Origin of the sequence: Streptomyces sp. NPDC090798 (assembly GCF_044768965.1) — a bacterium.
In the GTDB taxonomy this organism is placed as follows: domain Bacteria; phylum Actinomycetota; class Actinomycetes; order Streptomycetales; family Streptomycetaceae; genus Streptomyces.
Genome location: NZ_JBIVXA010000006.1, coordinates 57,878 through 70,705, shown reverse-complemented (window position 1 = coordinate 70,705; position 12,828 = coordinate 57,878). Strand labels below are relative to the sequence as shown.

Sequence of the window (12,828 nt, the reverse complement as noted above, 5' to 3'; positions counted from 1 at the left end):
ATTTCACGCGGCTCTCCTTGTCGTGCGGCTCCCGCCCGCGGCCTCGCTGCTGCGGCGCGGCAGATAGACCAGCGCCTCGGTGCCCACGAAGCGCAGGACGAAGGTCATCACCAGGGCCAGCGCGGTGGCGGACAGGGCGCCCATCCCGAAGTGGCCGACGAACAGGGCGATCAGCGGGATGCGCAGCACCAGGTCGGCGTTGGCGAGCAGCACGAACCGGCCCACCCGGTCCCACCAGGTGCGGTGCCTGCGGCGCTCGCGGAACAGCAGATGCTCGATGAGCAGGAAGTTCCAGGCGACGCCGAGCTGGTTGGCGAGGATCTCGGCCGGTACGTAGTGCATGCCGGCGGCCGTGAGCGCGTACAGGCCGACCAGGTTCGGCAGGAAGCCGGTGGCGCCGATCAGGCCGAAGACCACCATCCGGGCGACCGGCGAGGCGGTGCGCAGCCCGACGAGGTGGCGCAGGAACCGGAAGCCCTCCTGCGCGGTCGACTTGGACTCGCCCGCGAACCGGTCCTGGAAGACGAAGGGCACCTCGGTGACCTGGCGGGGGCGGCTGCGGACGGCGAGTTCGAGGAGGATCTTGTAGCCGAGCGGCTGGAGGATCTCGGCGGTGACCGCGCTGCGGCGGATCGCGAAGAAGCCGCTCATCGGATCGCTGATGCCGCGCAGCCGGCGCGGGAAGAGCGTCTTGGTCAGCCAGGTCGCGCCGCGGGAGACGGCGATGCGGTAGCCGCCCGCGAGGCCCTCGCGGCTGCCGCCCTTGATGTACCGGCTGGCGACGACGAGGCCGGCGGCGGACCGCTCCCCCGAGGCCACCAACTCCGGTATCAGGGACGGCGGATGCTGGAGATCGCCGTCCATGACGACGATCCAGTCGGAGCTCGCCGCCTTCAGGCCCTCGACGACCGCACCACCGAGCCCGCCCACGGCTTCCTCGCGGTGCAGCACGGTCACCGGGAACGGGCAGTCCTGCGCCTCCTGGGAGATCACCTCGGGGGTGTCGTCCGTGGAGTCGTCCACGAAGACGACCTCGCAGGGCAGCCGGGAGGGCACCGACTCGGTGATCCGGCGCAGGAGTTCGCGGATGTTCGCGGACTCGTTGAAGGTCGGTACGACGATGGTGACGGCGCCGGGTTCAGGGACCTCGGACGCCCGTACGGCCGGATCGCCGAGCTCCCCGGGGACGGTGCTCTCGAAACTGCTCATCGACTGCCCCCGGACGTCGTCGTGGTCATGGTGTTTCCCGTGCTTTCGTCGATCTGCCGGATCTCGATCCGGTCGGCGCCCTTGCCGAAGGTGGCGACCGGAGTCGAGTGCTCGATGGCCGCCTTGACGTTGGGCAGGTCGACCGCGTCACGCCGCACCGTCGGGGAGGCGACGACGTAGTCGATGTCCTTCCAGCCGCGCGGCATCGTCCTGGTCACCGCGGGGTCGAGGTCCGCCTTGTAGAACCAGATGACGCCGAGCCCGGGGCGGTAGCCGTCATGGACCAGGTCGAGCCAGAGGGCATCATCGACGAGGACCCTGGTGTCGGCCGGGTTGCGCACCTCGGTCTTCAGCCAGGTGGCCGCCGCCCGGTAGGGGGCGTTGGCGTCGGCGGTCACGGCGGTGTGGTCGCCGTCGTACCAGCGCGGCAGCACGTAGAGCGCGGCGACCGCCACGAGCGCGGCCGCCGTCACCCGCCGTCCCCAGGTGACGTACGGCTTCTCCTCGTCGCTCCGCCACCTGCGCAGCACCAGATGGGCGAGGCTGGCGGCGCCTCCGGCGAGGACCAGCGCGAGGAACGGCAGCGCCTGGATGATGTACATCGCGGGCAGATAGCCGCTCGGTCGCAGCGCCACCAGCGCGAGGATCGCCACCGTGAGGGCGGGTCCGGCGAGGGCTCGGGCGGTGACGGACCAGCGCCAGGTGGCCAGGAGCAGCAGTGCTCCGGCGAGGCCGCCGATGATCAGCACCCGGTCGTAGTAGAGCCAGGAGTGCAGCACGCCGTACGAGCCGGTGCCGGGGTCGAGGAGGAAGCCGGAGCCGGGTCGGCTCATCTGGTACGTGATGCCGTCCCAGAGCGAGACATGGCCCGCGCCCGGGAACAGCTCGCCCTTCAGCAGGGCGAACAGGGGGTACGCGAGGCCGATCAGGATGCAGGCGGTGATGGCTCCGGTGAGCGCGAACTTACGGGTGTCGCGGTGGCCGTGGCGCCACATGGTGACCAGGAGCGCGGGCAGGACGACGAGCATCGTCTCCTTGGTGAGCACGGCGGCCGCGGCCGCGATGCCCGCCCCGAAGTGGTGCCAGAGGTGCCGGCTCGGGGACGCGGCGAGGCAGAACGCGAGCAGCGTCCACATCACCGCGATGTTGTCGAGGAAGATCTCGCGCTGGAGCACGACCGACAGCGGGGAGAGCCCGAAGAGCACCATCGCGAGGCCCGCGGCCCAGCGCGGCAGCGAGAGACGGCGCGCGAGGACGTACAGCAGGACCGCGCTGGCGGCACTGACCGCGAGCATCGCGACGCGCATCGGGCCGACCGTCATCAGCGAGGGGCTGATGTGGGCGGGGATCCAGGTCAGGGCGGCCATCTGGATCCAGCCCAGCGGCGGGTGGTCGTACCAGTACGTGTAGTGCGCGAGGCCCTTGCCCTGCTGCACGGCCCACGCCTGGGCGAGATAGGTGCCCTCGTCGTCGCTGAGGGTCGGGTAGTCGGTGATGTTCCAGCCCTGTACGACGATGATCGCCAGCAGCAGGGCGCCGCACAGCAGGAGGTCGGCGCGCGAGGTGCGCGGCCGCTGGAGCGGCGGGAGGTCGTGGACGATGTCGGGCGCGGCGGGTCGCGTCGCGGGGACCGTGGACGTGGTCACCGCGGGAAGTGTCGAGGTCACGCGGGAAGGTCCTCTCGGGACTTTCGGGACGTTCGGGATGTTCGGGCCCAAGGACAGCGGCACCAGGGCCTGCGGCACCGGGGCATGCGGAACCAAGGCATACGGAACCGGGGCCTTCCCGCCGGCAGGGACGCCCGGCAGGCGGCCGCAGGCCCTAGTGGGTCACTTCGGCCTCGGTGAGGTGCGCACCGACGTGTCTGGTCAGCTCCCAGTCGTTGCGGCCCCTTTGCTCACGCCAGACGGCACGGACGGCCGCACCGGCGAGGAGCACCTGATAGAAGGGGCCACCGACCACGAGCTTCAGATAGTGGACGAACCGGACGCGCAGCCCGTACTGCTTGCCGAAGTCGTGCAGTCCGACGAGCTCGAAGACGAAGGTGACCAGGGCGGTCACGGCCGGCAGGAAGGTGATGAAGGCGATCCCGACGGGCACGTCGAGGAAGAGTGCGATGGCCACGTTGAGCGGGATGACCACCCCGGAGACGGCCTGCAGATACGGCGTCATCAGCGTGTAGCGGGCGAGCAACCGCTGTCCGAAGCCCGGCAGTTGCTTCCAGTCCTTCTTTCGGTAGACCTGTAGGAAGCCCTGGTTCCACCGAGTGCGCTGCTTCATCAGCGACACCAGGCTGCCCGGGGTCTCCTCCCGGGTCACCATGTCGGAGTCGTAGGCGACGACGACCTTCTTGCCGACGCTGGAGAGCCGTACCCCCAGGTCGCAGTCCTCGGCGAGGCACTCGGGGTCCCAGCCGTCCGCTTCCCGCAGTACGTCCGTCCGTACGAAGACGGTGTTGCCGCCGAGCGGGATGAAACCTTTTTGCGCATGCAGGTGCAGGCGCGAGCGGAACCAGAAGAAGTACTCCAGGCAGTTGCGCAGGCTGTACCAGTTGGAGTGGAAGTTGATCAGCTGGACCCCGCCCTGGACGACGTCCGCACCCGTCGTGCGGAACGCGTGGTCGACATGGGCGAGCAGCTCCGGATGGACCTGGTCCTCGGCGTCGAAGACCCCGACGACATCGCCGCGGCAGTGCGGCAGCGCCGTGTTCATGGCCTTCGGCTTGTTCTTCTTCTCGTGGTGGTCGACGACGACCCGCACCCGCTCGTCGCGGGCCGCGGCCCGCCGGGCGACCTCGGCGGTCTCCGGATCGTCGTGCCCGACGATGACGACGATCTCGAAGTCGGTGTGGCTCGATTCCAGCAGTCGCTGGATGGTGTGGTCGAGCACGGCCTGTTCGTGACGGGCCGGCAGCAGCAGCGAGAACGCCAGCCGGTCATCGCCGTCCGGTCTGCTGAACCGGGTGGACGCCAGCACCTCGGGCGTGCGCCACGCGTGCATCTGCCACCAGAGAGTGAACGCCGCCATCCAGAACAGGGCCAGTGAAACGGCAGCAATAAAGACAGACGTGAGCAACAGATCCCCCCAGATCCCAAAACCCCCAGTCGCGACGGTGTGTCACATCCGCCGCGTCACGGTGCCGAGACTATGGGTGATCTGTGAAGCGCACAGACTGTTCTGGTGAAGAGCGTGTTTCATCACAGTCGGATCATTTGCTGAACAATTCGAACACTGGTCGCGTTTCAACCGGTTGGCGAGCAGGCCGATGATCTATATTTCAGCCGCTCAGAGCCGTGCGGAGCCGGTCGGGATCGGTCGTCGGAGCGTCACAGGTGAAGTTACGGCAGACGTACGCGGCGGGCTCGCCCTGCACGAGGGGACGGTCGGCAAGGAGCGGCAGCTCGTCACTCTCCGGAGTGCCCACGGCGACCACGGCGCCCGGCGCGGTGGCGAGCAGCGCCGTCCGGTGCAGGGCTTTTGTCAGGGGATGCCCCTCCGGCCCCACGACCGCGACCTCACGCGGCCCGTCGAGCAGCGCCTCCGCCACCGCGAGTCCCCAGCCGATGAAACGGGGAGCGCGCGGGCCGAGCGCCTTCACGACACCCAACGCCCTTTCGGCGGCGGCCCGATGGGGCTCGGCGCCGGTCTGGGCGGCATAGCTCAGCAGGGCACCGGCCGCCGCACTCCAGCCGGAGGGCGTGGCGTTGTCGGTGGGGTCCTGGGGCCGGCGGATGAGCCGCTCGGCGTCGGCCGCGGTGTCGTAAAGCGCGCCGGACTCGGGATCGGTGAACTGCACGATCACCTGATCCAGCAGGAACCCGGCGAATTCCAGCCACACCCCTTCCCCGGTGACGGAGGCCAGGGCGAGGAACCCCTCGGCGACGTCCGCGTAGTCCTCCAGCACCCCCGCGTTGGCCCCGGCCTGCCCGTCCTTGCTGGTACGGGAGAGTCGCGCCCGGTCGTCCATGTGCACTCGTACGAGGAGATCCGCGGCGGCGATCGCGGCCTCCACGAGGTCGGGGCGGTCGAAGTAGGCGCCGGTCTCCGCGAGGGCGGCGACGGCGAGCCCGTTCCAGGCGGCGACGATCTTGTCGTCGCGCCCGGGAGCGGGCCGCTCGGCCCGCGCGGCGAGCAGCCGGCGCCGGATGCCGGCCACCTTCTGCGCGTCGAACAGCTCGTCCTGCTGGGGCAGTTGCAGCACGGAGGAGCCCTCCTCGAAGGTCCCCTCCTCCGTCACCCCGAAGTACCGGGCGGCGAGTTCGCCGTCCTCCGCGCCGAGAACCTCGCGGAGCTGCCGCGGGGTCCACACGTAGTACGCGCCCTCGACGTGCTTCCCCGTGCCGTCGTCGCTGTCGGCGTCGAGAGCGGAGGCGAACCCGCCCTCGTTCGTGCGGAGTTCGCTCACCATGAAGTCGGCGGTCTCCAGGGCGACACGACGGGCGAGTTCGGAGCCGGTGGAACGCCAGAGATGCGCATAAACCCGGCACAAAAGTGCATTATCGTACAGCATCTTCTCGAAATGGGGCACAACCCACTCGCGATCCACGGAGTACCGCGCGAACCCCCCACCCAACTGGTCGTAGATCCCGCCCCGCGCCATCCGCTCACAGGTGTCCTGCGCCATCTGGAGAGCGCCCTCGGAACCGGTCCGCGCGTGATGCCGCAGCAGGAACTCGATCACCATGGACGGCGGGAACTTGGGCGCGCCCCCGAAGCCGCCGCGCGAGGCGTCGTACTCCCGGGTGAGCCCGAGCAGCGCCCCGGCCAGGTCCTCCTCGCCGGGCACCCCGCCGCTCCCGAAGCTCATCTCCCGCTCGGCGAGATCCCGCACGATCTTCCCCGCGACCTCGACGACCTCTCCCCGACGGTCGGTCCAGGCCCCGCGCACCCCCTCCAGCACCTGCCGGAACGACGGCATCCCGTGCCGGGGCGCGGGCGGAAAGTACGTCCCGAAATAGAAGGGCTCCGCATCCTGCGTGAGAAACACGGTCATGGGCCACCCGCCCTGCCCCGTGGCCGCCTGCACGGCCTCCATGTAGACGGCGTCGACGTCTGGCCGCTCCTCGCGGTCGACCTTGACGTTGACGAAGTGCTCGTTGAGGTAGGCGGCGGTCGCCTCGTCCTCGAAGGACTCGTGCGCCATGACATGGCACCAGTGACAGCTGCTGTACCCGACGCTGAGCAGCACGGGCACACCCCGCTTGCGCGCCTCCTCGAAGGCCTCTGCCGACCAGGGCCACCAGTCGACGGGGTTGTCGGCATGCTGAAGCAGGTAGGGAGACGTCTCATGGGCCAGTCGGTTCGGCATGGGTCCATCCTGCCGCAGTCCCCGGCCCCTGACGCGCCGGGCGCAGCCGCCCATTGATCGCGTCGCACCCTCGCGCTCACGCTCCTCACCAAGGACACTTGAAACGCAAGGGAGTTGCCGCCGGAGGGGGACGTGACATGCGGGAAGGCCATCGGGCGGAGGCCGAGCGGCTGTTGACCCGGGCCGTGGAGGAAGAGGTACGGCGCTCGGGCGGGCGGAGCGACGGGGCCGTGTTGCTGTCACGGGCCCGGGCCGCGCTCGACACCATGGCGGAGGCCGCCGCCGAGGAGTACGGGGCGTACACCCGGGCGCTGGACGAGGCGGACGCCGGCCGGCTGACGTTCGGACAGCGGTACGCCCGGGAGGGCGCCAGAACCGCCCTGCTGATGGCGGTGGTTGCCGCCGTCGCGGCCTGCGCGGCGGACCTGGCGCTCGGCACGGGCGCCGCAACGGCCGTCGGCGCGGGGGCGACCGCCGCCGTGGTGGGCGCGGCGGCCACCGTGCTCAAGGTGACCGCCGCGCACGTACCGGCCGCGAGCCGCCGGGCGGGAGCCCTGGGCCAGCCGGGCGGCCCCGAGCAGTTGCGGCTCCAGTGGCTGACGGCGCTGGAGGTACGGGGCATCCGGCCGTTCCTCGATCAGCAGCGGGTGCTCATCGCCTCCGCGGGGGCCAAGCAGGGCGCTCCCCAGCTGCGGCGCACCGACAAGAGCGCCGCCGCGCGCAGACGCAACGTACTGGAGCGGTCCTTCGGGCAGCTTCCCGAGCCGGCCGGCCCGTTCACGGGGCGCCGGACCGAGCTGGCCCGGGTGGCGCAGTGGGTGCACGCGGCCCGCGCCGGCACCGAGACGAAGCCGACGGTGGTCGTCCTGCACGGCGCCCCGGGCTCCGGGCGCAGCACCCTCGCGATCCGGGCCGCGCACAGCCTGAAGGACCAGTTCCGCGGCGCGTGCGTGGTGGACCTGCGCGGCGACAGCACCGAGGAGCCGCCCCTCACCACCCGCGACGCCATGCTCCACCTCCTCAACCGGCTCGGCGCACCCCGCGAGCAGCTCCTCTTTCGTGAGCGTTCCTCGCAGGACCAGCAGGTCAGACGCCTCAGCGAGCTGTACCACCAGCATCTGACGGGCCTGCCGGTCACGATCGTGCTCGACGACGCGAGCGACGCCGAGCAGGTCCGCACCCTGGTCCCCGAGCGCTCGGAGAGCCTGGTCCTGGTCACCGCCCGCAAACCCCTCGACCTGCCCGCCGACCTCGCCGCCTGGGTGCACCAGCTCCCGGTCGACGCCCTGGACGCGGCGGGCGCCGAGGAACTGCTGAACGCGGCGGCCCAGGAGAAGCCGGACCCGTACGACGCCGAAGCCTCCGACCAGGTACGGGCGCTGTGCGGCGGCCTCCCCCTCGCCCTGCGCATCGCGGGCTCCTCCCTCGGCCCGCGCACTCCGCGCCAACTCGCCTCCGACCTCGGCGCGTACGGCCCCGTGGAGCCGGTCGAGCGGGTGCTGTGGCTGCGCTACACCGACCAGACCGACACGGCGAGGCGCCTGCTGCGCAGGCTGGCGCTGGCCGGCCGCGCCTCGCTCGGCGCCGCCGCCGCGGCCTCCCTGCTGGCGACGGACGAGCAGGAGGCCACCCGCCATCTGACCGCGCTCGCACAGGCGGGCCTGATCGACCACGTACGCGGCAGCCGCTACCGGCTGCACGACCTCGTCCGGGCCTTCGCCCAGGCACGGCTGCTCGACGAGGAGGAGCCGGCCGAGCGGACGGCGGCCCAAGAGCGCCTGATCGTGAACTACGCGGAGCTGGCCGACTCGGTGATCCGCCTGGTCGACGGCAAGACGTCGACGCGAGCCGACCAGTTCGGTCCGCACGGCTTCACCTCCCTCGACGCGGCCCTGCGCTGGCTGGACGACGAGTCGAGCTTCATCACGGCGGCCCTGCGCCACGCGGAAGGCGTGAACCAAGCGGCCGTACTGAACCTCCTCGGCGCTCTGTGCGACTACTGCCTGCTGCGCGGCGACCTCTACCGCCTGGGCGAGATCAGCGAGTTGACGCAGGCGGTCGACCAGGGCCTGCTGGTGCGCTCGGTGCAGTGGCGCACCGGCATCGCGGCCCGCCAGCTCGGCGAGCTGGACAAGGCCCACACCACCCTGTCGTCCGTGGTGAACCTCTACTTCGAGGCGCACCACGACGCGGGCGCGGCCCGGGCCCTGGGCTCCCTCGGCATCACCCTCCACCACCAGGGCAACCTCACCGAGGCGGCCGCCAGGCTCCAGGAGGCCATGGACCTGCAGGCCTCCCCCGAGCTGGCGACGGACCGCGCGTGGACGATGCACGCGCTGGCCGCCGTGGAGCGCGACCGGGGCCATCTCGCCCTCGCCCTGAACCTGCTCACCGAGGCCCTGGTCCTGCACCGCGCGGGCGAGTCCGTGCACGGCGAGGCGTGGGCCCACTTCCAGCTCGGCCAGCTGGGCCTGCGGATGGGCGACGTACCGCGCGCGGAACGGGAGTTGCGTGACGCACTCGACCTGTACGGCCGTACGCGCGACGCCCGCGGCGAGGCCTGGGCCCTGACCCAGCTGGCCCGCGCCCGCCTCGTCGACGGCGACCTGTCCACCGCGGTCGACGGCCTGCGCCAGGCGGCCTCCCGGCACCGGGAGAACGAGGACGCGCGCGGCGAGGCATGGACGATCTACTACCTGGGCCAGTCCCTGGAGGAAACCGGCAACCTGGATCAGGCGGTCCGTGAACTGGAGCGCTCCCGCACGATGTTCTCGCGGATGCGGGACGTGTACGGGCTCGCCTGCGCCCGCCACCACTCGGCGCGCGTCACCCGCGACCAACGGGCCGCCCAGACCGGCTCCCTGCGCAACTCGGGCTTCGCCCGCCAGCTCCTGGTCGACGCGCGCGCCGACTTCCAGCGCATCGGCGTGGCCCACGGCGAGGCGTGGACCTGCCTGGAGCTGGCGGTGGTCGACGCAGGAAACGCCCGTACGCCGGGGGCCCTCGCCCTGTGCGACGAGGCGGCCGGCCTGTTCGCCTCGTACGGCGACCGGCGTGGCGAGGACTGGGCCAGGTTCCTGAGGTGCACCCTTCTGCCGTACGGCTCCCCTGGCGGCCTCGAAGTGGGCAGCGCCGTCGCCCAGGAGGAACTGGCGCAGCTCTCCCGCACCGGCCACCCGCTCCGCGACGGAAAGCTCGACGACTACGTGGAGGCCTACCAACTCTTGCTGGAACGGGGGGTCGACCTGGACGCGGGATGGCAGGCTTGGCGCCTGGGAATGGTGCCGAACCGTCACGCCCGGGAGGTCATGGGGGTGGCGGTGACCGCGGCGCGCTAGCGCGGTGGGGATGTTCGGGTGCGAGGGGGACTTCGGTGTCGTTCGTCGGGCGCACATGCGAGACGGACCCCCGGGAGGGCGCCGCTCCGCCGTTGGCGCACACTCCCGAGGACCACACGGTCCTCCTCGAACGGGCCGTCACCGCCTACCGCGGTGGCCGCCTCGGCGAGGCCGAGCAGCACCTCTGCGCCCTCTCCGCCCTCCCCTCCGACCGGTGCGCCGACGGCTGGGCGCTGCTCACCCGGGCCGCCGTCCGCTGCGACCGGGGTGATCCGCGCGCGGCCGGACGGCTGCTGAGGCGGGCCGTGGAGGCCCACCAGGTGGCGGGCGACCGGCGCGGCGAGGCGTGGGCGGTCTTCCTGTACGGGCGGATGTGCCGGTTGCGCGGCCGGGCCGAGGACGCGCGGAGGCTGCTGTACGCCGCGCGGGAGACGTTCCGGGCGGTCGGTGAGGCGCGGGGGGTGGCGTGGGCGGGCGGCGAACTCGCGCGGCTGGCCGCTCAGTCGGGCGGCCCGGACCCGGACGCCCTCGCCGAGGCGCGTCGGCTGCACGAGCGCGCGGGCGACCGGCGCGGCGGCGCCTGGGCGCACCTGTGGTGGACCGTGGCACGGACGGACGAGCCCGGCTTTCCCTGGCAGGAGGAGTTCCCGGACGTCCTGCGCCGCTTCCATGAGGTCTCCGACCTGCTCGGGACGGCATGGACACTGCACCACCACGCGCTGACCCTGGCCCGTACGGACGGGACGGGCGGCGTGGACGGGACGGGCGGGACGGACAGGACGGGCGGGACGGACGGCGTGGACGGGAGGGGCGGGACAGGCGGGACGGACGGCCGCCGGCGCGAGGCGGACCGGCTGTTCGAGGGGGCCTTGGCGCTCTTCGAAGAGGCGGACTGCCCGCACGGACGGGCCTGGACCATGCTCGAGTACGCGCTCCGCTCCCCCGCCCACCGCTTCCTGAGCGACGAGTGGGCGGCCGAGATCCGCCATGTGTTCCATGGGATCGGCGACGAGGCGGGCGAGGCCTGGGTGGACCTCGCCGAAGCCGGACCGTCCCCGGCCGGCGAGCCGCCGTACGAACTGGCCTCCCGCTACCCCGCCGCCCTGCTGGACACGCTCGAATGGACCGAGGCCGGCGATCCGCTGATCCCGCGCGCCGCCCGCGACACCCAGCCCGAACCGCGCCCCGGCTTCCCGCGCCCCGGTGACCGCGACCGCCCGGACGACTCCAGGGCCCATGTCCGGCTGACCCTTCTCGACGACGTACCCGTCCCGGACGTGCCCGCCCGCATCGCCCTCCAGGTCGTACCCGGGCCGGGGCACCCCTGGTCCACCGCACCGCTCCCCGCGCTCACGGCCCGCGCGACCTCCCTCGGCCACGCGGAGATCGACCCCCCGCACGGCGTCCCCGCCGACGGGGCGGAGTTCCGCTTCACCCCGCACCGCCCCGGCTCGCACCGGCTGCGTTTCACCGTCGAGGACTCCGCCACCGGGACCGTTCTCCAGCAGGTCGAGGCCGAGATCGACGTGGTCCCGTCCGATCCGGGGCCGCACCGGCCCACCGCGCCCCGCCCCGCGTCCGCGCGGAGGGCCTGAGCCCGATGGCCCGCGAACTTCTCAGCCAGGTCGTCCAGGACCCCAGCCACGGCTTCACCCGCCGCCCGGCCCCCACCGTCCGCCACCCGGACCTGGTCCTCGCCCTCGACGCCCACGCCGACGACCACATCCGGGCCCGGATGTACGGCCCGGCCGCGCCCCCGTCCGCGACCGAGCACGCGCTGAGGCTGAATGTGAAGCCGGCCGCCGTCACCGCCGCCGCGGCGCAGCTGCGGGCGCTGTGGAAACGGGAGCTGGTCGACTACCAGCCCGTCGACGAGCGCGGGATCCCGGTCGGGGGCCGCCCCCACTTCCCGTACGCCACCTGCCCGGATCTCACCGCCGAGCCACGGCAGGAACTGCGCGGGATCCTCGACGAGCTCGCCCGTCAGGGCTCCCACCTGCTGTACGGGGAGCTGCTCGGCGACGGCGGCCGGGGCACCCGGCGCTTCGGCGAGATCCTGACCGGCGCGCTGAGCCGCGAGGAGCCGTTGCGCATCCGCGTGGACTCCGGCCTGTTCCTGCCCTGGCCGATGCTCGCGCTGCCCGAGGACACCGCGAACGGCCCCGGTGGGCCCGGCGGCGACGCCTTCCGCCGCTTCCTCGGCTACCGGCACCAGATCGAGCAGACCGGCGGCCACCACCCGCGCTTCCCGGTCGCCGCCGACGACGAGCACGCCCGGCTGCCGCCCCCGCTTCCGGTGGTGAGCCTGAATCACGACCAGGGCATCGACCCGGAGGGCGTCACCCGGGCGGCGGAGGTCGAGAGCGCCCTCGCCACCGGCACCGTCCGCGTCGAACGCACCCTGTGCGACGAAATGCTGCGCGCCCTGCGCTCCGGCGAGCTCGACGAGCAGCTGATGTACTTCTGGTGCCACGGGCACTTCAGACCCGTCGCCGACGACCGTGCCCCGCTGTTCGTCCTGCGGCTGAGCGACGGCAAGGACATCGACGTCCGTACGGTCCTCGCCGAACGCGGCCCCGCCGGGCCCCTGCTCCCGCGGCGCCCCTTGGTGTTCCTCAACGCCGGTTACGCCGGGCTGCCCGCCGACGCCGGGCCGGCGCGCCTGGGCGGCGCGCTCATCGAGGCGGGCGCGGGCGGGGTGCTGGGGCCGCTGATCGAGATGCCGCAGCTGTTCGCCGCCGAGTACGCCCACGCGTACGTCACCCGCTATCTCGGCGGCCGGGAGACCGCGGGCGAGATCGTCCACGGGCTCGCCCGGCACTTCGCCGACGCGTGGAGCAACCCGCTCGGCTTCGCGTACGCCCTGCAGTGCGGCATGGACGGCAGGCTGGAGCGGGCGACGGCATGACCGCGCCGACGGCCGCCCCCTGCGTATGGGTGACCCCTGCGTACGGGAGGGGTCACCCGTACGAG

General features: G+C 72.4%; 7 protein-coding genes. 3 read left to right on the top strand and 4 right to left on the bottom strand.

Features of this window, described 5'->3' with window-relative positions; translation table 11 throughout:
• Positions 1-3 precede the first annotated feature (3 nt).
• The 4 genes from ACIQTP_RS14995 to ACIQTP_RS14980 form a co-directional block, all read right to left on the bottom strand.
• Positions 4-1,209, bottom strand: coding sequence for a glycosyltransferase (locus tag ACIQTP_RS14995; protein ID WP_403399942.1), 1,206 nt, complete (start codon positions 1,207-1,209; stop codon positions 4-6).
• The gene (locus ACIQTP_RS14990) at positions 1,206-2,876 is read right to left on the bottom strand and encodes an ArnT family glycosyltransferase (RefSeq protein WP_403399939.1); all 1,671 of its coding nucleotides are present in this window, start codon (positions 2,874-2,876) and stop codon (positions 1,206-1,208) included. The genes ACIQTP_RS14995 and ACIQTP_RS14990 overlap by 4 nt, the downstream gene beginning before the upstream one ends.
• A gap of 154 nt (positions 2,877-3,030) precedes the next feature.
• Positions 3,031-4,284: a glycosyltransferase gene (locus ACIQTP_RS14985; protein WP_403399938.1), complete on the bottom strand. Its 1,254-nt coding sequence runs from the start codon at positions 4,282-4,284 to the stop codon at positions 3,031-3,033.
• 202 nt (positions 4,285-4,486) lie between these two features.
• Positions 4,487-6,517: a thioredoxin domain-containing protein gene (locus ACIQTP_RS14980; RefSeq protein ID WP_403399935.1), complete on the bottom strand. Its 2,031-nt coding sequence runs from the start codon at positions 6,515-6,517 to the stop codon at positions 4,487-4,489.
• Between the two features lie 386 nt (positions 6,518-6,903).
• Here ACIQTP_RS14980 and ACIQTP_RS14975 point away from each other — a divergent pair, with 386 nt between their 5' ends.
• The 3 genes from ACIQTP_RS14975 (at position 6,904) to ACIQTP_RS14965 (ending at position 12,763) form a co-directional block, all read left to right on the top strand.
• The gene (locus ACIQTP_RS14975) at positions 6,904-9,855 is read left to right on the top strand and encodes an AAA family ATPase (protein ID WP_403399932.1); all 2,952 of its coding nucleotides are present in this window, start codon (positions 6,904-6,906) and stop codon (positions 9,853-9,855) included.
• 92 nt (positions 9,856-9,947) lie between these two features.
• Positions 9,948-11,450, top strand: a complete 1,503-nt coding sequence (locus ACIQTP_RS14970) for a tetratricopeptide repeat protein (protein ID WP_403399930.1) — start codon at positions 9,948-9,950, stop codon at positions 11,448-11,450.
• Between the two features lie 5 nt (positions 11,451-11,455).
• Complete coding sequence (locus ACIQTP_RS14965) at positions 11,456-12,763, top strand: hypothetical protein (protein ID WP_403399928.1); 1,308 nt, start codon at positions 11,456-11,458, stop codon at positions 12,761-12,763.
• Positions 12,764-12,828: the final 65 nt, after the last annotated feature.

Bases quoted from the DNA above. Each gene is read 5' to 3' on its own strand.
- ACIQTP_RS14995 (WP_403399942.1), bottom strand. From the start codon at position 1,209: ATGAGCAGTTTCGAGAGCACCGTCCCCGGGGAGCTCGGCGATCCGGCC.
- ACIQTP_RS14980 (WP_403399935.1), bottom strand. From the start codon at position 6,517: ATGCCGAACCGACTGGCCCATGAGACGTCTCCCTACCTGCTTCAGCAT.
- ACIQTP_RS14975 (WP_403399932.1), top strand. From the start codon at position 6,904: ATGGCGGTGGTTGCCGCCGTCGCGGCCTGCGCGGCGGACCTGGCGCTC.
- ACIQTP_RS14965 (WP_403399928.1), top strand. From the start codon at position 11,456: ATGGCCCGCGAACTTCTCAGCCAGGTCGTCCAGGACCCCAGCCACGGC.